Raw genomic sequence first — 21738 nt, 5'->3', positions numbered from 1 at the left:
TCTTTTTCCTGAGTATGCAGCTTTTTATTCCGCTTTTAAATTAAATTCTTCTCTGACGGATGTTTAATGTTTTGGCTCACCATTTTTTAACCATAATTCATTCAAACTTGGTACTTGAAGCTGATGAACATTTAGGGAAAACCGATCTGTCAGATATGATTGCAGAAGCTGAACTGGCAGACAAACATAAAAAAATGTTAGATGTGTATATGGCTGATGTTGCTGACATGGTCGTTTAAAAACAAGCTGCTAAACCTTTATAAACACAGGTGATGCGATTAAACGTATGTGTCAACGGTACCGGAACGAAGTGAGGATAAAGAGTTGACATATTCAGCGCTACCCAAACCCTCTTGGCATTGAACAAACAACCGTTTGTTCCTGCCTACCGGCGAAGGAGTCCCCCGATGATTCGGGGGAATAGGGGGCTAGATTAACAGCAATCCAACCAAACGCGCCAGTTTGAGGAATAGTACCTTATAATAAAAACTGCTGAGTGCTACCTAGACTGAATACTCCACCCATGTGTTTTAAGCTTTTTTATATAATCTTCAACACTAATTTTTTCAACTTCAATTGCTAACGGTGTCAGTGAAACAAGGCACTCATTTGAAGTATAATTTATTGTAACTTTTACCACCTCGTATCCATTATGGAAGCCTGAATCAAATCCAGGATCGTCAATTATATCTCCTACTTGAGGGCGAAAGTCAGATTCAAATGTTTTCACTAATGTTTGAGTATTTTCCTCTGTAGGTTCTTGATTAATTGATGAGACAAATAATATTAAATTTATATTCAAAACATTTACCCCCTTTCTATGCTGATTAAATAATCTTTAGTTTAATTCTATTGTTATTGATGATTGAGTGCAAGGCTTCCGTTGGTGGGTTTGGGTGAAACCCAAGAACTTAATTCAATATAAGGATGGTGAATATGTTACTTGCGATATTTTTTGTAATCGTGAGTTTACTTGGCGGCGGTCTCTTATTCCTTTTGATATATCCTAAGCTTCAAATTTTGGCTGACCGTTATAGTTGGACAGAAAATACGATTTTTATTATGGCTGTATCTGTGACAGTGGTAGCTTCAATGTTCGGTCTAATTTCTGAGAGTGTTAATTCAGATGTCATTGCAAAGGTAATGTATTTTACCTTTGTTTTTTTATGGGGTTTTTCAATATGCGTAGGTGTTTTTCTAAGAGAACGTTAATGGAGGAATAAATATGAATAGCTTTAATCTCCTAATCCGGATTTGCTGGAAAGAGAATTAGAATCAATTGGCCATTTAGATTTGTTTGATGAAATTGTTGAACAAATGAAAGAAGTCGCTCCTCATGAAGAATCATTTATTGTTCAGCTGACTGCTGAGGTGAATGGTTTTTACCAGAAGGTATATGCAGTGTTTTCGATCGTTGAGGAAGATGAATTAGAAGAGCAGCACGAAAAAGATGTTCATTTTGAAGCTATTGGTTATTCTAAACCAGTTGCGCAGTAAAGTGAAGGGATGTGTTCTTTCGTGATCGTTCATCATCTAAAGATACTTCCGGAAGAGTTTGAAGCTATTTCTAAAGGGGCTACAGAGGTTACAGTCAGCGAAAATATTTATAAGGCCAAAGATGTTTTGTGCCTTCATGAATGGAAGGGCGAGTGTACGAAGCGAGTTATAGAAGTGCTTGTTTTGAATAGGCGTCAATCATTGACTCCTGGTCTTATAGTGCTAAGCGTCGAAAAAATTAAGGAAGGAGAAAATAATAGCGTCTTATTCAAATAATTCATGCATGAGGGAGGAATAAAGGTGAATAATGTCAATCTTCTCAATCGGGCGGCTTTGGAAAATGCATTGGAGGCACTTGGATGTGTGCATGATGCTGAAAGTATAGTAGAGAAAATGCAGGACTACGTCATTTATTACACAAGAGAAGCTGAACGATTTTTAGTTGAAATCTTAACCGTTGTAGAGAATTACACAAGGAAGCTGTTTGTAATGTTCAACATCTTAGAAGATGAAGATGGTGAAACAGAAGAAAAAAACGTGGAATTTGAAAGTGCTCACTTGGATAAGGGGTGAGCAGTGTGTCTGCTGTTGACGATCAATTCAGGAGCTTGGGGTTTAACGTAGGAATACCGTTGCTGGTTTTTGTAAGGAGTCTAAGCAGAGATTGTATGTTGGTTGTGGAAGGTGAAAGGGTCAAGGGGTTTTCTGAGTACAGATACACCTTTTATAAAACGAGGTATCTGCCGGATGGACGAATGACAAGTGTAAAAGTGTATATGGAGAAACAAAGCATAAAAAGGGTGTTACATCGTGTAGCATCCTTTTTACTTTATCAAAAAAAGGAGAAATATATATGTTAAAATAACTTTAAATTCCTTTTTTAGTTGGAGGCTGCAATGTCAAATCTTGTTTTAAATACTTTCACTTCCTTTAGTTTTATTTGTTATCCAAAAGATCTGAAAGAGGCTGCGGCTGCTGACTTAAATGCTGCCAAGTTTCACATATATATGATCATCCGTATACCTAAGATATCAATAGATTCAAACTCCTTAAAAGTATTTAGAAGTCATATAGAATTAGTTTTAAAATTTAAAACAGATTTTGGTACTTTTAATGAAACAATAAAATGTCAATTTTGTGATCGTGATCATACTATGTTCAATTATGAGATTGATAAACTAGGGAAGACTTTAAAAATCAAAGATGGTACAGCAGAGTTTACCTTTAGGGCATTATTTCTACAAGGGGAATTTTCAAAACCTATTCCCGCTGAAGTGCTTTATATCGGAAGAGCATATGGGAAGAATGGAAATAGAACAGCGTTTGATAGATTAAAGTCACATGAATCTCTTCAAAGAATTCTTGCAGATCATACTTATGAAGAAGTTATTGGGGATATTGCTATAGCTTTATTTGAAATCAATGCAAAGTTGATTGGTGAATTCATAGATATGACAAATCCTTCGGAAGATCTCTTTAACTTAGAATCTGTACTCTTATTAAAGAATCCCATAGCCATGAATCAAGTGATTAATATTACTGAAGCTGCCTTGATAAATTTTTTTAAACCTAAATATAATGATATATTAAAGAATAACTTTCCAGACAAAACTCACACAAGTTATAATGAATCTTTTAAGTTAAGGTATACATCAGTTACTGTAGAAGTTGATCAGGAGACTTTAAATATTAAACTTTTCACTAAACATAATAAATATAACCCTTACGATTTAATAACGTATGTTCTTACTCCATAAGTTATTCTCTATATTATTTGCACATAAAAAGGATGTTACAGCTGTAGCATTCTTTTTTATTTTCCTTGAAAAGATAAGGCAAATAGAAAGCGAGGTTTTAAGATGAGGGAAGTCTTGAAAAGTATTAATGGTAAGCCTGTAAAGTTCCTTGTTGGGGATGTAAATGAGCCGAATTATGAAAAAATCGCTCGTTCTATATTAAGGCTATCCCGAAAAATAAAACAGCCTGAAAGTGAGAAAGGCACAGCTTAAAGGGGTGAAAAGATGCTTCAAAAGGAAAATGGAAACGAGAAAAAAGAAGAATCATTTTTTAAGGCTGCTTTCCAAAAAATAAAACAAGTCCGTCGGCCTGAGAAAACAAATACAAAAGTACCGCGAGATCGTACCCGATTGGTCGCAGGGACGTTGTGGACGTGTGTAGGAGCGTTACTTCTCTTTTGTCTCCTGTCTGTTTTGTTGTCTGTTAACACTCGATCTACTGTAAATGACTTAAGGAATCAATCCAGTAAGCCTGCTGATAGTGAAAAACAGAATATGTCTACAACGGCGGCTGAAAATTTCTTGTCAGGCTTCATCAATGAATATATCAACGTGAAAAACAATCATTCTCACTACTTGTTATCCCTTTTGATTACTCTATTGGAACCTATCTAAGAAAACCATACCAATATGTTCTGGTATGGTTTTTTTTGATGTAATTATTCAATTCCGAAGATACCTTTATTTTAAGAACTTGTAAAGGTTAATCCTCCCAATCCTCATCTTCATCTAAGTCTTCTTTACCTTTTTCAAGTCGCTGAAGAAAAAATTCAAGAAAATTACTTGCAGCAGTATAACCATATCCTTCACTGTTATCCCAAAGAATAACTGGACACTCTCCATCTACCATTCTGTTTGTATCAAGACAATAAGAGAATTCATCAATATACTCTATAACAACAAGACCTGGTATAAGATCGTAAAATGTTCTGTATTCTTTTGTTTGCTCAACAACTTCAGCGCCTTCAGAGTCATAACCAAGGATCATTGTTCCGTATGCACCACCAGAACCATACTCTTTCAAAAACCATTTATAACTTTCTGGGAGAGAAACTTCAAGTTCTTCTTCTATCTCATGAATCTGTTTCTCGCTGACTCCTCCAGTGATAATAGAGAATTCTTTGTTTTCTTCTAAAAACTTTTGTATTGTTGAGTAATCCATAAAATTCACCTCTTACTGTTGTTTTTCAAATTGTTGTGCTCTCCATTTCCAATATCTCTTTCTAAAACTGTCGTATTGAGCAGAAAGTTCGGGATTGTTTCTAAAACTTTGCCCGTTTTCCTTTAAGCCATGGAGAATATTGTGATATTTTTTGTGCAGGCTTTCAGGAACTTCAACCATTGTACCAGGTTCTTCTTGGATTAAATGATGTAGGTTTATTTGTGTTCCATCCTTTGCAAAAGGTGCATTGCCAAGTTTCATTAATTGAAGATTTGTTTGGCCTTTACGATTTTTTTGATTGAGGTCTATATCTTTTAACATATACACTTTTCGGCTTACGTCTTTTATATTTCCTTTAGCTTTCACTTTTCCTTCTATTTCAGCAGCAGTATATTTTTCTTTATTTAACCAAGGAACATCAATGTATTTCCCCGTAAAAGGTTTTCGAGTTACATCAGCTACCTTCTTGGAAAACTGATGAAATGATTTTTTATAACTCTCCCCATCAATTGTGTTGAAAGGAAAAGTCCCTGAACCACCAGCCATTGCATACTGTTGTTCAAAAACATTTGGTATTTTAACATATTCAATACCTTTTTTTATTCCTGCTTTTGAAACTTCGAGCGTCTTAATTGCAGCAACTTTTGAACCGGCTTTTGCAACTTTGGATACTTTATCAATACCCTTCGGACCAACTATTGCAAGAACAACAGTGCTGCCGACATAGGACACCCATTTTGCCCTGCTGTAGCTATCTCCATTAATCATATCACGTTGGAAAGTGTCTTCTATGTCTTTTGCTATGATCTTATAAGTATCGATTGGATGTAAGACTGCGTTCACCGTTCCAGAAAGCGTTTCAATAGGGTGCATTGCAAGTTGATAGAGACCCATCACGGTATCTTTACCGGCTTCATATATTCCAACTGCAATTCCTTTTCCAATTTCAGCTTTTTGTTGGAGTTCTTCGAGCTGACGGAAATAAACTTGCTGGTCAGGCTCCAAATTCTCGTATCCAATTTTTTTAGCAATTTTTAAATACTCGTCAGGATCTGTTACATTTACAAGCTGTTTTTTCAAATCTTTAATTTCGCGTTTTTTAGCTTCCTCTTTTTTGATCTTTAAATAAGCTTCAGACCGCTTTTCGATATCGTCTTTTTTCTTATGTATGTCACTCTCGCGATAAGCCTTGGCATTATAATGTATGGGTGAAGCGTTTTTGCCCTTACCTGTTGATTCCTGTAACTTTTGAAAGTCTGCTTTAATAAATTGTTCGTTAGGTTCAGTCATTGCATATTCAGTTTTTAAGTTCTCGTCTGTATCGCCTATTTTCTCAATAATTTTTTTTCGTTTGTTTTCGGCGGACGAGAGCTCATCCTTAAAAGCCTCTGTTGAAAATAAATCAAGTGGAAGAATGTCATCAATATCACTCAGTATATCTTTCATTGCTTTCTTCTGCTCGGACATAATTGCTTGTGATTTTCTATATGCGTTTGCCAGTTCGTGTTCTAAGAAAGATTCTTCGATATATGCATCAGATAAGCTGGCATCTTCCAGAATACCGGAGATACTAGTAAGGAAAGCGATTTTCATATCAATGAAATCAATCCATTGATCAGCTACACCGGTGTGATCGTGAAAAAATGCTTTAATATTGTTTGCTCCCTTCCCAGAGAACTCACTATCATCAAGATCAGCAACAGCCTTAAATGCTTTTTTCAAATTAATCATTTGATTTTTCAACTCTTTATAATCGTTTGCTCGGTTTTCAGCTTCAGATAACAAAGACCTTGCTTCAAATACTTTCATTGGACAATCCTTTCAGTAAGTTTATATCTAAATATTACCATGGATAGGATGTGAAGTTCGAAAAAATTGTTGAAGAAGAGGTAATGAATTGAACGTAATGAGATTTCGAGAAGTGGGGAATTAAGGGGGTTTTTTACTCACCAATTATTAACCATAATTCATACAAACTTATAGAAATGATGTGAAGTAGAGTTGGAAGGTGTAATGAAAGTAAGCTTTCATAATCAATGATACGGATTTGCAATGTTGAGGGACTCGATTTAGATGAAGATACCAAATGTATTGGTATCTTTATTTTTTTTCTTTAGAGTTATTAATCTCCTTTTAGAGTTCATGAAATGGTATCAATCTCAGGAAGATTTATTCCTATAAAGTGAAAAAAGATTCTGTTTTAATGTTGACAATTCTTTTTTTAAAACATACAATTCATCTATTCAATAAAACACTTGAATAGATCGAGGGGTTACTATGAACGAAAGAAATTTAAAGGATTTATTATACCAAGAGTTCGCCAGAATAGGGAAAAGCCTTTCAAGTCCAAAAAGATTGGAAATTCTTGATGTTTTGACGCAAGGTCCAAAAACTGTTGAAGCATTAGCAAAAAGTACAAATATGTCTATCGCAAATGTTTCTCAACATTTAAAAACTCTTTTTAATTCAAGAATGGTGAATTATAAGAAGGAAGGCAATTATGTCATTTATGAATTGGCTGACGAGATAATTGCTGACTTTTTAACATCATTCCATGCTCTATCAGAGAAACAACTTGTTGAGGTTCAGCAGATCAAACAAGAATTTCTAAATGACAAACTCGGTATGGAAGGGGTAACCCTTTCTGAATTAAAAGAACGCATGGAAAAAGGCGAGGTTTTATTGTTAGATGTAAGGCCGGCTGAAGAGTATGAAAAAGCTCATATACCGGGTGCTATTTCTATTCCAATTCAAGAATTGGAAAATAAACTTTCTTCTTTACCGCCTAATTGTGAAGTGGTTGCATATTGCAGAGGACCTTACTGTTTAATGTCGGCAGAAGCAGTAGAAATTCTGAGGGCTAATGGTATTCATGCATTTCGCTTAGAGGAAGGCGTTAGAGACTGGAAACAAATAACGGACTTGGGGGATTGAAAATGAAATTAGGAATCATTTTAGAAACAAAAGAACCCGAAAAGGCATGGAATGCATTTAGATTTGCCAATGCTGCAATAGTAAAAGGACATGATGTTAAAATTTTTTTAATGGGTGAAGCCGTTGAATGTGAAAACATCCAACATCCAAAATTCAAAGTTTTTGAAGAGATGAAAAAATTCGAGGAGCTTAAGGGAGAGCTACTCGCTTGTGGAACATGTTTGAAATCAAGAGCATTAGATAGTACGACATCATGTCCAATTTCTACAATGAATGATTGCGTTAATCTTGTAGAATGGGCTGACAAAGTAGTTACGTTTTAATTATTTAGATAGATCCTAAAAAGAAGGGTGTTAATAACATGATGAGTAGCTCAGAAGATTCAACGAGGAGTTACATAGACTCTCCAGAAAAACTAAAGAAATTATACAAAAAAGTTTTGATTGTTGTGAGTATATCACAAATTTTTGGCGGTGCTGGACTAGCCGCAGGGATTACCGTAGGTGCCCTTATTGCTCAGCAAATGCTCGGAACTGATGCTTATGCAGGGGTACCGACAGCTTTATTTACTTTAGGATCAGCGGGAGCAGCCTTATTTGTAGGCAGACTTTCTCAGCGTTTTGGACGCCGTACAGGACTGGCGACTGGTTTTATGTTAGGCGGACTCGGTGCAATTGGCGTTGTTATTGCAGCCATGGTGAATAGTGTGATTCTTTTATTTGCTTCTCTGCTGATTTATGGTGCGGGTACAGCAACAAACTTACAAGCCCGTTATGCGGGAACTGATTTAGCAAATGAGAAACAGCGAGCAACTGCTGTTAGTATGACGATGGTTATGACAACATTTGGGGCAGTTGCAGGTCCGAATCTAGTAAATGTAATGGGTGAATTTGCTGCTCTTATTGGTGTTCCTTCGCTTGCAGGCCCATTCATTTTAGCTGCAGCAGCATATATCTTAGCGGGCATTGTACTTTTTATTATGCTGCGCCCAGATCCATTAGATATTGCAAAACGGATCGCAGCTTATAAACAACAAAATGAGCATGAAAATGATTCAAATCCAGTAGATCAAAAAAATAATAAAAGAGGCCTTGCGGTCGGTGCCACAGTTATGGTACTAACACAAATCGTTATGGTAGCTATTATGACGATGACACCAGTTCATATGAAACATCATGGGCATGGTTTAGGTGAAGTAGGGATCGTAATTGGTTTCCATATAGGCTCCATGTATCTTCCTTCACTTGTAACAGGTGTCCTTGTTGATAAAATTGGTCGTATAGCTATGAGTATCGCCTCTGGTATAACATTATTATTAGCTGGTTTATTAGCAGCCCTAGCTCCAAGTGATTCAATGGTTCTTTTGGTGATTGCCCTATCTCTGCTTGGATTGGGGTGGAACTTTGGATTAATCAGTGGTACTGCTCAAATTGTAGATTCTACAGAGCCTTCAACTCGTGCGAAAGTTCAAGGAACACTTGATGTTTTTATTGCATTAGCAGGAGCTTCTGGCGGGGCTCTTTCGGGTATGGTAATGGCTAACACAAGTTATGCGATGTTATCTTTGAGTGGAGGGCTTTTATCTTTAGTTCTTATACCGGTTGTGATTTGGTCTACAAGAAATAAAGAGATAATTAAAGGATAGTCGAAAGACTATTCTTTTTTTATGGCTACTTTAACTGATGTGGCACCAATGACATGGATTAACTATCTGGCAATGAAAAGCAATACTTTATTTTACATGGAAGAGATTAAGATACTTAATTAATGAGATCAGCAAGTTAGGATGAACGATTTTTGTTTTTTGCTCACCATTTTTTAACCATAATTGATATAAATGTATAGAATAGATGGCAAATGAATATAAGAAGTGTAATGAAAACAAGCTTTCATAGCTAATGTTATGGATTTACTATGTTGAGGGCCCAGCGGGTGAATAACCCGTGGAGGTTCAAGTCCTCTCGGCCGCATCTCAATGATACCAAGGGTTTAACCACCTTTGGTATTTTTTGTGCTTATTTTTAAAAGATCTACTATCCACAAACTGCCCGCTTACCTGGAGTAAGTCATCTGCAGTAGACGTCGCACAAATATTTTCATTATTTATAGATAGTTACTAATGCTTCAAACTCCAATTTGCAAAAGCAGAGAAAGTATTGCTAAGCATGGAGGAAAACAAAGATGCCTTGTTATATGATCAGCTATTAGAAATTAGACACGAGATAATAGGGTAGGGGCATAAGGGTACTGAAAAGGCTTAATCTTTTTTAAAAGGTTAAGCCTTTTTTTGGGCTATAAATGTAATCGGTGTCCAATTAGTTGCCCTGAATTCATGAAAAAGGATAAAATAGGTGTAAATAAGTTGTTATTTTAAAATTAGAATCAATTCTTTATCACAAAAGCAATAATAACTAATCTGCGAAGAAAGGATAACGGTCAAATGAAAACATTAGTTATCGTTATACACCCTAATTTGGAAACGTCTGTTGTCAACAAAACCTGGATGAATCGTTTAAAGCAAGAGAATGACATTACGGTTCATGACCTGTACGGTGAATACCCTAATTTTATCATTGATGTAGAAAAAGAGCAGCAGCTCCTGTTAGATCATGAGCGTATCGTTTTTCAGTTCCCAATGTATTGGTACAGCAGTCCCGCGTTACTCAAACAATGGGAAGATGATGTGTTAACACATGGCTGGGCTTATGGAACTGGAGGTACTAAATTGCATGGAAAAGAACTGCTCTTAGCGATCTCCTTAGGCGCACAGGAATCTGATTATCAAGCAGGCGGAGAATATAATATCACGATCAGCGAGCTTATCAGACCGTTTCAAGTCACTGCTAACTATATAGGAATGCGTTTTCTTCCTGCCTTTACACAATATGGGACACTTCACCTTTCAAAAGAAGATGTTAAGAACAGTGCGGAGAAATTGGTTGACTATCTTAAAGCTGAGCATTGATCCGGTATTCGCGACGAAGCTGAAACAAATGATGTGTTGTGAAAATAAGGGTTTGTGATAGATAGATGTTAATTAAACTTTATTTCAAAGTTACATCGACTGAATGCAGGGGGGCATAGAGCGAGGACTTAATTATAAAAAAAGAGACCAAGCTATTCACCAGGTCTCTCACTATTTCAACTTTTTCCTGTTAATTAACGCCAAGCTGACGGAGAATATCATGCACATCCACATGAGATCTATGTTCAATAATTTTACCGTCAACAATACGTAACAACATCATAAGAGAGAATTTAACGCTTTTTCCTAAATTCAATTGTCGGTGATTTGCCTGTTTAAATGCATCCATTATTTCATACCCGGTGCTACTTATTTCTGTTGTAGTCTGTATACTGATTAATAGGTAAAGAAAGTCGAAAAGGTATACGAAATTCTTCATACAAATTAAAGTTTTGAATGAAAGAGCAGGATTACTCCTGCTCTTTTTCTTTCTAATTGGGCAAGATAAAACACAGACGGTTATTCCTTGGGAAAAACAAAAAAATTTCTTCTATCCATTGACTAGCTGGGCTTTAGCCGGGTTTCTATCACCCTGTTGGGCTTGTCAGATTTTAAAAAGGTATGCTACGTTTATAGTGTTTTGTTTCACCTGATTGTGGGGTAATAAAGATAGAATCAGTAAATAATTCTTAGGAACGACCTCAATCTTATAATAAACATATTGGAAGCCGTAATGGAAGAACTAAAATAAAGGTTTAGGATACTTTGAAGAAATAAAAGTTTGTTTTCGATTGTGATAATATTCACAATAGAGCTGTATTAAGGGGAATCATTTCTCCAAATAGTCTGCAGAAAATACCAACCACAGCCCAAGGATATATCACTAACCGCTTTGGCTGGTATTATCTGTTGGATGTTTCTCTTTTTGTTGCTTTTTGTATTATTTTTAGTCCAATCGGCAAAAATAAGTTAAGGAAACCAGCGAAAAAACTGAATTTCATCCTTCTTCCTGGTTTACAATGTTATTTGGCGCTGATATGGATATTAGTCTAGTCTTTTAAGGTACAGTTGAACCAATCATCCACTATGCCGTTAGCTCTCCATCAGGTGAAACAGAAACCCCCAGACTTTTAGAGAAGCATTACGCTATACATTCTGGGACTGCATGCTTGGACCGTTTTATGCGCTTGTATAATGTGGATTTGATAATTAAGGAGTCGATATTATTAAATGAAGTTTAACAAGAAAAAAATTAACGTTGTAGACATTCAAAAAGCGAAGAAAAGCGTGTTTGCTACAGGAATAGGAAACGCGATGGAATGGTTTGATTTTGCTTTATATTCTTATTTGGCAGTTATTATTAGTAAAAACTTTTTCAGTCCAGTTCAAAACGATGAATTAAAGTTAATATTTACTTTTGCTACATTTGCAATTGCCTTCTTACTTAGACCCGTAGGCGGAATTATTTTTGGTAAAATGGGTGATAAATTTGGTCGGAAAATAGTATTAACAATTACTATTTTAATGATGGCTTTATCTACTTTAATAATTGGTGTGCTTCCTACCTATGAACAGATTGGTGTATGGGCCCCTATATTATTACTCTTAGCTCGTATTCTGCAAGGTTTTTCTGTGGGTGGAGAGTACGCTGGTGCAATGGTATATATCGCAGAATCTTCTCCAGATAATAAGCGTATAAGGTTAGGCAGCGGTTTAGAAATCGGCACATTATCTGGTTATATAGTAGCTTCTGTTTTAGTTACAGTACTTTTCTGGACTTTATCTGATGTTCAAATGAATAGTTGGGGATGGAGAATTCCTTTCTTCTTAAGTATTCCAATAGGATTATTTGGTTTATATTTGAGAAGTCATTTAGATGAATCACCAATTTTTGAAAATGACATCTCTGAAAGCCAAGAACAACAACCAGGTTTATTAGAAGTCATTAAAACATATAAAAAAGATATCTTTTTATGTATCGTATTTGTGGCATTTTTCAATATAACCAATTACCTATTGTTAGGTTATATGCCTTCTTATTTAGATGAGAACCTTGGTATAAGTGATAATATAAGTACACCGGTTACAGCAATTGTATTGATTATTATGGTACCGTTCGCTTTAACTTTTGGTAAATTGGGAGATAAATTAGGAAATAAAAAAGTTATAACAATTGGATTAGTATTAGGAATTGTATTTTCGATTATCTCTTTTCAATTTCTTAATATGGGGAATATAACATTCTTATTTATAGGACTTTTAATGTTAGGTATTGTATTATCTGTATACGAAGGTACTATGCCAGGATCTTTACCTACGTTGTTCCATACTGACATTAGATATCGTACGTTATCCTGGACATTCAACTTATCAGTTTCTATTTTTGGTGGAACAACACCTTTAGTTGCTTCTTGGTTAACTCATGTGACAAGAAACAATTTGGCGCCGGGTTTCTATTTATTAGCAGTTAGTTTAATTGGCTTAATTGTTGTGTTAACCTTATTTAAAGATACTTCAGGTAAATCTTTAAAAGGTTCTTACCCAACAGTTGCTTCTAAAGCTGAGTTTCAAGAAGCTGTTGAAAATCCAAAAGATTCACTGTGGTGGAAAATGGAACAAGCAGAAAAGGAATGAAAAAAACATCCATTTAATTGACCGGCTACTCGAAATACAGACTCAGAATAAGCTGGGATTATCCGAGCAGCAATGACTGCAGCTCTTTTATATTCTGGAGGGCTTACTGCTTTGCAAAAGCAGCGTTGCTATTCTCGATCGTCATTATTTTATTGGTTGTGTCCTAATAATAAAACGTTGACGCAAGAACGAAGAGAAATTAAAAGGTCCGAGCAATACAGCAAAATAAGAAGCAAGAAGCTTTGTTATGCCAGTTCTTCTCCCGAAGGAGAGCTGGCTTTTTATTTTCTATATGGGGTCCAAAGTAGAAAACGAGAACTTGTACGCTAATCACAGTACTTGGTTCTTCTTGTTTTATGGGAGAAGGAAAAAATATCTGTTAAAGGTTTAGGCGAAGAATTATATCTAGACTCCGGAACATTAACTCCAGTTTTAAAACGACTTGAGGAGCGAGGACTTATTATAAGAGAGCGTTCAAAAGAGGACGAACGAAGTGTAATTATTACGTTAACAACTGAAGGGAATGAGTTTAAAGAAAAAGTCACAATGATACCTAATGCAGTATTTGATAAAACCGGTTGTAATGAAGAAGAAATTAAAAGTTATAACAAGGAAATTCGTAATTTACTTAACATGCTGACATCTGAGCAATAGTTTTATGAATATAGATGGCGGGCCCAGCGGGTGAATAATCCGTGGAGGTTCAAGTCCTCTCGGCCGCATCAATGATACCAAGGGTTTTGACACCCCTGGTATTTTTTGTTTATAAAAATTCATCTGTTACTGTCCACTTACTTATAGTAGGTCGTATGATTTGTCCGTCACCTTCATCCTTCTGCTGACTGCGTGCGGCGGTAGTAAATATGATAATGATTAATGAAGTGATGAAGCAGGAGAAGAAAGTCAGAAAAGAAATGCGAGCAGATTCAGATGAGCACAAAAGAGATAACGCCATAATTCGTGTATATGATGACGGGAAATATATTCAACTTGCGTTTTATCAGCCAGAAGAAAGTTCTCGTAGGCTGACTGCTTATTCTTATTATGAGAAGCTTGGAGATTCTTATGAGGAAATGGCACATATGCCGGGTGATGGTGATGGCGACCGCCTTGGTCTGTATAAGAAAACACCTGATTATAAAGAGGTTAAAGGCAAGGAAACAAAAAAAATGTGCTTGTTCATTCCTGATAGGGGAACAATTGTTTTACCGTTAAGTTGTTGTGTGAGAGCCAGTATGTTAAAATGCTACGTAGATTTAATAATAAAGTTTAGATTCAAGGAGATTTATTTATGAAATTGGATGAATTCACCATCGGGCAGGTTTTTCAAACTAAATCTTTTGAATTAACAAAAGAGAATATAATGAATTTTGCAGAAGTGTATGACCCACAATACATGCATTTAAATGAAGAAAAAGCAAAAATGGGCAGATTTAATGGAATTATTGCTTCTGGAATACAAACGTTATCTATTACTTTTAAGCTTTGGATTGAAGAAGGGCGTCATGAAGACGATATTATTGCTGGGACAGGAATGAATAATATAAAATTCCTAGCACCCGTTTACCCTAATGATAAACTGAACACTATTGTTAAGGTTATTGATAAAAAACCAAATAAAAGCCAGACGGGGATACTTACTGTATTGTTATCTACCTATAATCAGAAAGAGGAAAAAGTGTTTGAAGGTGAGTTATCAGTATTAATTAAACGCTAAATGACCTTTGCGGCATATCATCGTCACCTTTCATTTTTTATAGGTGTCTGGATGAAATGAGCAATCATCTTAATTAATTGAGTGGACTTTGAGTCTGCTCTTTTTTATTTGTTCAACCTATTTCAAGAAACAAAGGACTCACAATAACGAAAACATCTCATAAATACAAATTTAAAAATTGCTGCCTTGAGGTTTTTGCATATTCCTCTGTATCATTGCACCGGGTGAATATCTATAATGAGCGTTCTATCCTTCGATGTTATGTTTCCTTTTTGCTTTTTGGTTTTGTCAGTTCAAAGCTGTACTTTACCATGTCATGGATTTGATGCTCTGGGAGTCCCTCATCTAAGGTAAGAGTATTCCAATGCTCCTTGTTCATATGGTATCCGGGCTTGATTTCTTCAAAAAGACCACGTAGAAAATCAGCCCTTTCAGGTTCGCATTTAAGGTTGACACATAAGTGTTCGTCGCGAGTGAAGATAAGTGCAAATATTTTCTTATTCCCTTTGTGACGAATTGCAGTCCAACCATCTCCGAAAGGATGGTCTTCATAAGAGTTTGGAAAGGTTAGGCAGTAATCTTTAATTTCATCATAATTCATTATCAATTCACTCCATACCTCATTATTTTTATATACAGAACATATTCGTTCAAACTAAGATTTGCGGTTTCTTTTATACCAATCCGAGATTTCCTCAAATCTTTGTTTGAACTTAGCTTCTGAACCTTGAGTTGTTGGATAGTAATACTCACGCCCTATTAAAGAATCTGGCATCGTCTGCATTGTCGTTAATTTTTCCTCTGTATCATGAGCATATTTATATCCCTTACTGTAATCTAAATCTTTCATCAAAAGGAGCAGACTTTATGTCTGCTCTTTTTTTGTTCATGAAAAGCCATTTTTTTATCCCCAGTCTGATAAAAGATTTTCTGTGAAATCATTTAACAATTATTGGTCAATTTTTCTTTTTCAATAATATCCTTTACCACATCCTCAATTGTGATATGCCCAAGAGCTTTTTCCAAGGCAGATTGGGCGATTTCAAATATTGGACCAATTGTACTTTGAATGTTCCGGCCTACAGGACATTGAGGATTGGGATTTTCATGTATACTAAACAATTCTTTATCTTGAACAACATTAACTGCTCTATAAACATCAAGTAAGGTGATTTCAGTTAGATCCTTCGCTAATTCAGCCCCTGCAATACCTGGCCGAACATTTACTAAACCTGCTTTTTTCAGCATCCCCATAATTTTTCTTATGAAGGCGGGATTTGTATTTACACTTCCAGCTAAAAATTCAGAAGTGCTAATTCCGTCTTCATTTATTTCAATAAGAGCCAATATATGAATTCCTACAGCAAAACGGCTGCTAATAGACATGATTTCTTCACCATCCTCATTACTTTACACTCTTTATAGTACACTTGTAACTGAATGTATTACAAGTTCTTTTACTCTAATATGCTCAATTAACAAGATGATAAAAGTATTGACAAACAGAAAAGGTGTAACTAAAATTATTACATGTAATCAATATGGTTACATTTAAAATTTTGAATGATTAGGAGGACTTTAAATTGAAAATTGGAATCATTGGTGCAACCGGAAAAGCTGGAAGTCTTATCTTGAAAGAAGCGGTAAGCAGGGGACATGAAGTAACTGCAATTGTAAGAGATGCTGCAAAACTTAAAGAGGAAAAGATTGCAGTCATTGAAAAAAATATAATTGATCTTACATCGGATGATCTAAAAAAGTTAGATGTAGCAGTTAATGCCTTCGGTGCTCCATTAGGAGAAGAACAGGCACATGTAGATGCTGGCCGGGCATTAATTAGGGCATTAAAAGGAACGGGTACAAGAGCCGTAATTGTAGGTGGAGCAGGGAGTCTTTATGTAGACGAAAATAAAACTGTCAGTGTAATGGATACACCTGATTTCCCGGAGATTTTTATTCCGACAGCTAAAGGGCAAGGTCGTAACTTGCAAGAACTAAAGGGAACTTCTGATATTAACTGGACATTTATCAGTCCTTCAGCGGTATTTGACCCAGACGGGAAAAGAACTGGATTTTATCAGTCAGGAAAAGATCATCTTCTTGTGAATTCGAAAGGCGAAAGTTTTATCAGCTATGCAGACTATGCAATTGCAGTATTGGATGAAATTGAAAATCCAAAACATATAAATGAACGCTTTACAGTTGTTGGAGAAGCTGAATAAGTGATTGAGTAGAAACAAAGGGTACCATTAGTGTCATCGCTAATGGTATCTTCCTTCTAAGAATGTACGGAGACATTGAAAACTTTGCAATCAGAGCAGCTGATTATTTTTATGAAAAAGGGGATTTATCACGTTCCAATGAGTATTATCGACTGAGTATTAAAGCGGGACGGAAAATAAAAAAGGGGAGATAATTAATGAAGATTAGCCGGACTTTGTTTGCAGTGATATTATTGGGTAGTATCGTAGGAGTGATTTTAACAAATGATGTTCCTGTTATCAAAGCTCCTTTCCATGTTGCTGATGATAGAGTAGGTGCGTAACAGGTGATTATAATAGAGCGATATTTTCATTTTATGGGGACACGGAAATTTTAGTGTATATCGAGCTAATGATGAGGCTGTGCAGCACTCATATTAATTAGCACCGAACATGTGCTTATATGCTGACTTTAGGAGTAAATTAGAGGTACTTAAATAGCAAACCTTCATTGGTAGTGGTGGTATTGAGGAGGCCTTCACTCATTTACATGAGCATAAGCAAATCAATTGAGATAAATATCGCATAAGATAAAGTTGTTGTTAAGCGAACATAGAAAAAGAGCATATATTAAAAATTTGCTCTTTTTCATGTCTAACTTAATTTTTAAGATTCCAATCATTATAAGCGTGACTTAATGTACTAGAAAGTATGTTTTCAATTCTACCGAACCATATAATTAAATCATCAATTGAAAAAGATTTATCATATTCATCAAGGACTTCTTTGACAAAATGAAATAAGGGGTTTTTTTCGCCTAAGAACTTAAGACATTCAATGTAGGTGCTTTGCCTTATTGTTAACGCATTTGAATGTAGTTCATTTAAGTCGGTTTCATTTTTTAGTTGTTTATTATTTAAGTACTCTAAAATATCTCTAAGTTTACCATTCTTATAATAAAAATGGTAATCAGAAGGAACTTTAGGTAAAAGGATAGGTTCTTGTGGACCATAATAATAAACGGGATAATCACATTGTTGTTCTTTTTGAATAACTTTAGCTATATCAATAATTGTAGTTGCATCTCTTAGATCCCTAACTAAGTTTAAAGGCGCTTGACACCATAGCCAATCAGCTTTTGGGATTGAAAGTTTTCTAAACTGAACTTCCATATTTCTATCCCAGTCTCTATAGTATGAATCGTGATAATGTGTACCGTGCTGCCACTCTCCATTGTAATTGAAATAATGTACAGTTATTGCCCAAGAGTCATGTGTTTGATATGTTATGTCTTTCAATAATAAAAATCCCCTTGGGAGTAACCAAATTATTCTCTCGCTATTACTTTTATCAAAGACAATATCATAATCATCATTTCTCTCGTTACTACTTTTGAAGTCTGGCTTACTTCCTCTTTTTGGGGGAGTTAGCCTTGGCTCATCCCAAATAAGATGTATTAAATCTTCATACTGTTTTTCAAAATCTCCTTTTTCTAAAATCGGTAAAACCAATCTTGACTTTATAAAATCAGGTAAGAGCAACTGGTTATCGACTGATGATTCCATTGCAATAGGAATGAATTTATCTTGTTTAGTGTCTTCGTAAATCTCGGGTGTAAGTATAATGGTTTCTGACCCTACTCCTCCAACTCTATTATTTGCTTTTTCACAGTAAGTTTTATCGCAAATTACTATTACCTTGTCAGCTTGTCTTATACTCTCTTCCATAAATTTATATCTATCATGTCCAATTTTTAAGTGCCACCTGTCTAAAATGACTTCAACTCCAGATTTAGCCTCTAATCTATTAGCTAAATCAAGTACCCATTGTTTATGAGCCTCAGAAGACCAACTGTAAGATATAAAAACCTTTGGTACCTTGACATCTTTCTCCATATAAACCTCCTAATGGGAACTTTTTATCTAAATATACCATATTTATTCTTTTCACGGTGCTAAGGATCTGATTTCTTTAAGGGCATTATGTTTAGAAGGATGTTTTTGAACTTTAAATAAGCTTCAGGTTGCTTTTCAATAGCATCTTTTTTTATGTATGTCACTCTCATGGCATGCCTAGGCAGTATAACCCTTTTTAGAAGTAAAGAAGTTAAGGTATTTTTTGCTCACCAATTATTAACCGCAATCTTACAACCTGTTATCCCTTTTCAATATCGGTAATGTACCGAAACGATATATCATTTATGGAAAGCGAATTTGAGAAAATGCAGAATATTAAAGATTAGGCTGACGAAATTTTCGTCAGCCTTTTTAATAAGAAGAAAGAAATTAAAACTCTAATCAATACACATGAAAAAGTTATAGTGATTGTTATTTTGGCTCACCATTTTTTAACCATAATTCATATAAACGTATATAATGATGACAAATGAAAATAGGAAATGTAATGAAAATAAGCTTTCATAATCAGTGATACGGATTTACAATGTTGAGGGCCTAGTGGGTGAATAACCCGTGGGTTCAAGTCCTCTCGGCCGCATACCAATAATACCAAGGGTTTGACCACCTTTGGTATTATTTTTTTGTGCGGAAAATACAGCTATGGGAGAAGACTTGCTTACCAAAACTTTCTAGGTTGAGGGCTTAGTGAGGTTAAACCCGTGGAGGTTGGACTCCTCTCAACCGCATATATGAAGTAATCCAAAAGACCAAACTCACAAGAGTATTGGTCTTTTTTGTTAATTGAAATTACAGATTTTCCACTATACCTTTTTCGGTTATTCATACTATTCTTGGTACTGGTGAAAAGACGATCTATATTATAGCGGCTAAAGTACTGAATACATCAGCAAATTGAGTTGATCTCAATCCATCTAAAGCCCCGCCTAATAACGCCGCAAATGGAGCAACGCCTTTTACAAGAAATGAGCGTCCATTTTATCCTGAAATGATGGTTTATTTTTTATCAAGTAAATTTATGATACGTTTTCCTCGTCCACCTCCAGCTTCTAAGGAATGATGAGCTTTGGCAACATCAGATAAAAAATAAATGCTATCAATAACTGGTCTGACCTTGTTGGAATCTACATAAGATGCTAATTCTTTTAGAAGTTCATTTTTGGGATTTGCGCTGAATGTGCGAACTCTACGAGAACCGAAAGTAGTTGAAGCTAATATATATATGAAGGACGAAAAACTAGGAAATCCAATAGTAACCATTCTACCGTTCTTTGCAAGCAAGCGCCTATAATGTTTGAGGTCAGTTCCCACTGTGTCCATGACTACATCAAACTTTTTAAGATCAGTAGGAGATGTTTTTTTATAATCAAATACTTCGTCTGCACCTAGCTCTTGAAGAAAAGTAAGATGTTTTTCGTTTGCAAGAGCAGTTACATGAGCACCCAACATTTTGCCAATTTGAATCGCAATGCTTCCGACTCCTCCACTTGCACCACGTACAAGTAACTTTTCGCCTTTTCTAAGTTTCGTTTTATATTTTAAGGCAATAATTGCAGTAACACCTACACCAGGCAATGCCGCGGCTTGTAAGAGATCAACCTTTGTAGGAATTTTAGATATTTTCTCAGGTGATATAGCTACATATTCAGCGGCACTACCAATTTGGCTCCTTAAATTCATTGGAAGAACTCCCCACACTCTATCACCTAATTGATAATTTTTTACGTTCGATCCTACCTCAACAACCTCACCAGAAAAGTCTGCCCCTGTTCCTTTTGGGAATTGATTACCCGTTAATAGTTTCAGCTTGCCTGATCGAAATAGCGTATCCATAGAGTTTACACTCGACCCATGTACACGAATGAGTACTTCTCCAGTTTCTATAACAGGTTTTGATATAGAATCTTCAAAAAGAACATTCGGTGATCCATATTTAGTATATTGTGCAGCACGCATCTTTTCACTTTTCATTTACTCACTCCATCTCCTTGAAAAAGTATAAACTTGAAGGGTTTTATGATCAATTTAGCTCTCTAATACATGGGTGACAGGGTTTACATATTTGATTATAATAAATGGAAAAGATTTAACAAGTACTCAATATAAACTGACTAAGTAAGGAAAAACTGACTAAGGAGTGGATAAAATATGACTGAAAGTGAGCTAAATAAAGCGATAGCTCCAGCAAGTTATGCATTAAATATATTAGCGGGAAAATGGAATTTAAAAATCTTAGCTGTACTATGTAGTTACAATGATATTCGATATAATGAGTTAAAGCGTAAAGTGTATGGAATTACAGGAACAATGCTCAATCAATCATTAAAGGACCTGATTGAATACGGAATTGTTCAACGAGTTCAGTATAATGAAGTTCCATCAAGAGTAGAATATTCATTGACTAGGGCAGGACTAGAGCTGAACCCTATATTTGAACAACTTCTTTTATGGGGCGAAAACCAATTAGAAAAATCAAAGTCATAATAAAATGAATATACAAAGAAAACGATGATCACGAGTAGAATAACAAAATAAAAATTAATTGTAAATAAATGTTTTTTATTTGTAGAAGAGATTGGCGAATTCATTTCAATTATAAACTGATAGAAGTATGAACAAGGTGATTCAAAAACGAACGTTTTGACAATATTAATATGATTGTTCGATATTATAATAATGATTATTCTTTGGAGGGTTTCCGAGTGGTGAAGTATTAGGGAATTTTAAGTCTTCAAGATGGCTGATAAAGTAATAAAAACGAGTAAATGTGTGCAATGGATATAAGTAAATGAAGGATATAACATGGATGCACCCAATTGAGGGCCCAGCGGGTGAATAACCCGTGGGTTCAAGTCCTCTCGGCCGCACCCTAATGATACAAAGGGTTTTGACACCTTTGGTATTTTTTTGTTGTAA

Annotated in this window: 26 protein-coding genes and 5 pseudogenes; 22 read left to right on the top strand and 9 right to left on the bottom strand. The window is 35.4% G+C overall.

The genetic code is table 11. The features are described 5' to 3' along the window. Window positions 1-107: 107 nt before the first annotated feature. A pseudogene (locus NQS30_RS15875) lies at window positions 108-239 on the top strand (Replication initiation factor); the annotation flags it as partial. A 260-nt stretch (window positions 240-499) separates the two neighbouring features. Here the strand turns inward: NQS30_RS15875 and NQS30_RS15870 are convergent. Further along, window positions 500-802, bottom strand: coding sequence for a hypothetical protein (locus NQS30_RS15870; protein WP_007409833.1), 303 nt, complete (start codon window positions 800-802; stop codon window positions 500-502). 134 nt (window positions 803-936) lie between these two features. Between NQS30_RS15870 and NQS30_RS15865 the strand changes: the two genes are divergently transcribed. From NQS30_RS15865 to NQS30_RS15830, 8 genes and pseudogenes are all read left to right on the top strand, one after another. Continuing rightward, complete coding sequence (locus tag NQS30_RS15865) at window positions 937-1212, top strand: hypothetical protein (RefSeq protein ID WP_015239202.1); 276 nt, start codon at window positions 937-939, stop codon at window positions 1210-1212. A gap of 81 nt (window positions 1213-1293) precedes the next feature. Beyond that, window positions 1294-1497 carry a hypothetical protein gene (locus NQS30_RS15860; RefSeq protein WP_015239203.1) on the top strand — a complete coding sequence of 68 codons (204 nt, stop codon included), beginning with the start codon at window positions 1294-1296 and terminating at the stop codon, window positions 1495-1497. Between the two features lie 21 nt (window positions 1498-1518). After that, window positions 1519-1773 (top strand): DUF3850 domain-containing protein, encoded by a 255-nt coding sequence (locus NQS30_RS15855; protein WP_015239204.1) that lies wholly within the window; start codon window positions 1519-1521, stop codon window positions 1771-1773. Window positions 1774-1797: 24 nt separating this feature from the next. Then, the gene (locus NQS30_RS15850) at window positions 1798-2070 is read left to right on the top strand and encodes a hypothetical protein (RefSeq protein WP_015239205.1); all 273 of its coding nucleotides are present in this window, start codon (window positions 1798-1800) and stop codon (window positions 2068-2070) included. A 5-nt stretch (window positions 2071-2075) separates the two neighbouring features. After that, a complete protein-coding gene (locus tag NQS30_RS15845; protein WP_015239206.1) occupies window positions 2076-2357 on the top strand; it encodes a hypothetical protein in 282 nt (93 codons plus the stop codon). Window positions 2358-2393: 36 nt separating this feature from the next. Further along, entirely contained in the window at window positions 2394-3254 is an 861-nt protein-coding gene (locus NQS30_RS15840) for a hypothetical protein (protein WP_015239207.1), read from the top strand. 114 nt (window positions 3255-3368) lie between these two features. Beyond that, entirely contained in the window at window positions 3369-3506 is a 138-nt protein-coding gene (locus tag NQS30_RS15835; protein WP_175384521.1) for a hypothetical protein, read from the top strand. Between the two features lie 12 nt (window positions 3507-3518). Further along, window positions 3519-3857: pseudogene (locus tag NQS30_RS15830) on the top strand (conjugal transfer protein); the annotation flags it as partial. Window positions 3858-3996: 139 nt separating this feature from the next. On the opposite strand, the gene NQS30_RS15825 reads toward NQS30_RS15830, so the two are convergent. Next, on the bottom strand, window positions 3997-4455 hold the full coding sequence (locus tag NQS30_RS15825; protein WP_015239210.1) for an SMI1/KNR4 family protein: 459 nt from the start codon (window positions 4453-4455) through the stop codon (window positions 3997-3999). Between the two features lie 12 nt (window positions 4456-4467). Further along, complete coding sequence (locus NQS30_RS15820; RefSeq protein ID WP_015239211.1) at window positions 4468-6264, bottom strand: T7SS effector LXG polymorphic toxin; 1797 nt, start codon at window positions 6262-6264, stop codon at window positions 4468-4470. Between the two features lie 468 nt (window positions 6265-6732). Here NQS30_RS15820 and NQS30_RS15815 point away from each other — a divergent pair, with 468 nt between their 5' ends. From NQS30_RS15815 to NQS30_RS15800, 4 genes are all read left to right on the top strand, one after another. Beyond that, window positions 6733-7389 (top strand): ArsR/SmtB family transcription factor, encoded by a 657-nt coding sequence (locus NQS30_RS15815; RefSeq protein ID WP_015239212.1) that lies wholly within the window; start codon window positions 6733-6735, stop codon window positions 7387-7389. A gap of 2 nt (window positions 7390-7391) precedes the next feature. Further along, complete coding sequence (locus NQS30_RS15810) at window positions 7392-7712, top strand: DsrE/DsrF/TusD sulfur relay family protein (RefSeq protein WP_015239213.1); 321 nt, start codon at window positions 7392-7394, stop codon at window positions 7710-7712. 38 nt (window positions 7713-7750) lie between these two features. Next, a complete protein-coding gene (locus tag NQS30_RS15805) occupies window positions 7751-9034 on the top strand; it encodes an MFS transporter (protein ID WP_015239214.1) in 1284 nt (427 codons plus the stop codon). A gap of 795 nt (window positions 9035-9829) precedes the next feature. Continuing rightward, the gene (locus NQS30_RS15800) at window positions 9830-10354 is read left to right on the top strand and encodes an NAD(P)H-dependent oxidoreductase (RefSeq protein WP_045206853.1); all 525 of its coding nucleotides are present in this window, start codon (window positions 9830-9832) and stop codon (window positions 10352-10354) included. 190 nt (window positions 10355-10544) lie between these two features. On the opposite strand, the gene NQS30_RS15795 is transcribed toward NQS30_RS15800, so the two are convergent. After that, window positions 10545-10703: an ester cyclase gene (locus NQS30_RS15795; RefSeq protein ID WP_076982829.1), complete on the bottom strand. Its 159-nt coding sequence runs from the start codon at window positions 10701-10703 to the stop codon at window positions 10545-10547. Between the two features lie 432 nt (window positions 10704-11135). Here NQS30_RS15795 and NQS30_RS15790 point away from each other — a divergent pair. The 5 genes and pseudogenes from NQS30_RS15790 to NQS30_RS15770 all read left to right on the top strand — a co-directional run. Continuing rightward, window positions 11136-11546 (top strand): annotated as a pseudogene (locus NQS30_RS15790) (BCCT family transporter); the annotation flags it as partial. Between the two features lie 38 nt (window positions 11547-11584). Further along, entirely contained in the window at window positions 11585-12988 is a 1404-nt protein-coding gene (locus NQS30_RS15785; RefSeq protein ID WP_106080085.1) for an MFS transporter, read from the top strand. 339 nt (window positions 12989-13327) lie between these two features. Beyond that, window positions 13328-13642: a MarR family winged helix-turn-helix transcriptional regulator gene (locus tag NQS30_RS15780; protein ID WP_007409579.1), complete on the top strand. Its 315-nt coding sequence runs from the start codon at window positions 13328-13330 to the stop codon at window positions 13640-13642. Window positions 13643-13802: 160 nt separating this feature from the next. Further along, a pseudogene (locus NQS30_RS15775) lies at window positions 13803-14154 on the top strand (cystatin-like fold lipoprotein); the annotation flags it as partial. Window positions 14155-14279: 125 nt separating this feature from the next. After that, on the top strand, window positions 14280-14705 hold the full coding sequence (locus NQS30_RS15770) for a MaoC family dehydratase (protein ID WP_015239218.1): 426 nt from the start codon (window positions 14280-14282) through the stop codon (window positions 14703-14705). Window positions 14706-14964: 259 nt separating this feature from the next. Here the strand turns inward: NQS30_RS15770 and NQS30_RS15765 are convergent, their stop codons facing one another. From NQS30_RS15765 to NQS30_RS15755, 3 genes are all read right to left on the bottom strand, one after another. After that, on the bottom strand, window positions 14965-15306 hold the full coding sequence (locus NQS30_RS15765; protein ID WP_015239219.1) for an MmcQ/YjbR family DNA-binding protein: 342 nt from the start codon (window positions 15304-15306) through the stop codon (window positions 14965-14967). A gap of 54 nt (window positions 15307-15360) precedes the next feature. Next, the gene (locus NQS30_RS15760; protein ID WP_227590177.1) at window positions 15361-15555 is read right to left on the bottom strand and encodes an AAA family ATPase; all 195 of its coding nucleotides are present in this window, start codon (window positions 15553-15555) and stop codon (window positions 15361-15363) included. A gap of 92 nt (window positions 15556-15647) precedes the next feature. Continuing rightward, the gene (locus tag NQS30_RS15755) at window positions 15648-16091 is read right to left on the bottom strand and encodes an Rrf2 family transcriptional regulator (RefSeq protein WP_015239220.1); all 444 of its coding nucleotides are present in this window, start codon (window positions 16089-16091) and stop codon (window positions 15648-15650) included. A gap of 197 nt (window positions 16092-16288) precedes the next feature. Between NQS30_RS15755 and NQS30_RS15750 the strand changes: the two genes are divergently transcribed. Together NQS30_RS15750 and NQS30_RS15745 are read left to right on the top strand one after the other, a co-directional pair. Beyond that, window positions 16289-16927 (top strand): NAD(P)-dependent oxidoreductase, encoded by a 639-nt coding sequence (locus tag NQS30_RS15750; protein WP_015239221.1) that lies wholly within the window; start codon window positions 16289-16291, stop codon window positions 16925-16927. Between the two features lie 197 nt (window positions 16928-17124). After that, entirely contained in the window at window positions 17125-17250 is a 126-nt protein-coding gene (locus NQS30_RS15745; RefSeq protein WP_256994856.1) for a hypothetical protein, read from the top strand. 315 nt (window positions 17251-17565) lie between these two features. On the opposite strand, the gene NQS30_RS15740 is transcribed toward NQS30_RS15745, so the two are convergent. Continuing rightward, window positions 17566-18801 (bottom strand): toll/interleukin-1 receptor domain-containing protein, encoded by a 1236-nt coding sequence (locus tag NQS30_RS15740; protein ID WP_085341756.1) that lies wholly within the window; start codon window positions 18799-18801, stop codon window positions 17566-17568. Between the two features lie 248 nt (window positions 18802-19049). Here NQS30_RS15740 and NQS30_RS21440 point away from each other — a divergent pair. Next, window positions 19050-19123 (top strand): annotated as a pseudogene (locus NQS30_RS21440) (class D sortase); the annotation flags it as partial. Window positions 19124-19818: 695 nt separating this feature from the next. Here the strand turns inward: NQS30_RS21440 and NQS30_RS15735 are convergent. After that, window positions 19819-20793 (bottom strand): NAD(P)-dependent alcohol dehydrogenase, encoded by a 975-nt coding sequence (locus NQS30_RS15735; RefSeq protein ID WP_012116887.1) that lies wholly within the window; start codon window positions 20791-20793, stop codon window positions 19819-19821. A 177-nt stretch (window positions 20794-20970) separates the two neighbouring features. Between NQS30_RS15735 and NQS30_RS15730 the strand changes: the two genes are divergently transcribed. Further along, entirely contained in the window at window positions 20971-21306 is a 336-nt protein-coding gene (locus NQS30_RS15730) for a winged helix-turn-helix transcriptional regulator (RefSeq protein WP_012116888.1), read from the top strand. The last annotated feature ends 432 nt before the right edge of the window (window positions 21307-21738 follow it).

It is taken from the genome of Bacillus sp. B1(2022) (assembly GCF_040259625.1).
GTDB classification, from domain to species: Bacteria; Bacillota; Bacilli; order Bacillales; family Bacillaceae; genus Bacillus; species Bacillus velezensis.
Note: the sequence above shows the minus strand (reverse complement) of the source record. Positions and strands in the feature narration are given on the sequence as shown.

Bases quoted from the DNA above. Each gene is read 5' to 3' on its own strand.
- NQS30_RS15865 (WP_015239202.1), top strand. From the start codon at position 937: ATGTTACTTGCGATATTTTTTGTAATCGTGAGTTTACTTGGCGGCGGT.
- NQS30_RS15840 (WP_015239207.1), top strand. From the start codon at position 2,394: ATGTCAAATCTTGTTTTAAATACTTTCACTTCCTTTAGTTTTATTTGT.
- NQS30_RS15825 (WP_015239210.1), bottom strand. From the start codon at position 4,455: ATGGATTACTCAACAATACAAAAGTTTTTAGAAGAAAACAAAGAATTC.
- NQS30_RS15820 (WP_015239211.1), bottom strand. From the start codon at position 6,264: ATGAAAGTATTTGAAGCAAGGTCTTTGTTATCTGAAGCTGAAAACCGA.
- NQS30_RS15815 (WP_015239212.1), top strand. From the start codon at position 6,733: ATGAACGAAAGAAATTTAAAGGATTTATTATACCAAGAGTTCGCCAGA.
- NQS30_RS15810 (WP_015239213.1), top strand. From the start codon at position 7,392: ATGAAATTAGGAATCATTTTAGAAACAAAAGAACCCGAAAAGGCATGG.
- NQS30_RS15805 (WP_015239214.1), top strand. From the start codon at position 7,751: ATGATGAGTAGCTCAGAAGATTCAACGAGGAGTTACATAGACTCTCCA.
- NQS30_RS15800 (WP_045206853.1), top strand. From the start codon at position 9,830: ATGAAAACATTAGTTATCGTTATACACCCTAATTTGGAAACGTCTGTT.
- NQS30_RS15795 (WP_076982829.1), bottom strand. From the start codon at position 10,703: ATGGATGCATTTAAACAGGCAAATCACCGACAATTGAATTTAGGAAAA.
- NQS30_RS15785 (WP_106080085.1), top strand. From the start codon at position 11,585: ATGAAGTTTAACAAGAAAAAAATTAACGTTGTAGACATTCAAAAAGCG.
- NQS30_RS15770 (WP_015239218.1), top strand. From the start codon at position 14,280: ATGAAATTGGATGAATTCACCATCGGGCAGGTTTTTCAAACTAAATCT.
- NQS30_RS15765 (WP_015239219.1), bottom strand. From the start codon at position 15,306: ATGAATTATGATGAAATTAAAGATTACTGCCTAACCTTTCCAAACTCT.
- NQS30_RS15760 (WP_227590177.1), bottom strand. From the start codon at position 15,555: ATGAAAGATTTAGATTACAGTAAGGGATATAAATATGCTCATGATACA.
- NQS30_RS15755 (WP_015239220.1), bottom strand. From the start codon at position 16,091: ATGTCTATTAGCAGCCGTTTTGCTGTAGGAATTCATATATTGGCTCTT.
- NQS30_RS15745 (WP_256994856.1), top strand. From the start codon at position 17,125: ATGAAGATTAGCCGGACTTTGTTTGCAGTGATATTATTGGGTAGTATC.
- NQS30_RS15740 (WP_085341756.1), bottom strand. From the start codon at position 18,801: ATGGAGAAAGATGTCAAGGTACCAAAGGTTTTTATATCTTACAGTTGG.
- NQS30_RS15735 (WP_012116887.1), bottom strand. From the start codon at position 20,793: ATGAAAAGTGAAAAGATGCGTGCTGCACAATATACTAAATATGGATCA.
- NQS30_RS15730 (WP_012116888.1), top strand. From the start codon at position 20,971: ATGACTGAAAGTGAGCTAAATAAAGCGATAGCTCCAGCAAGTTATGCA.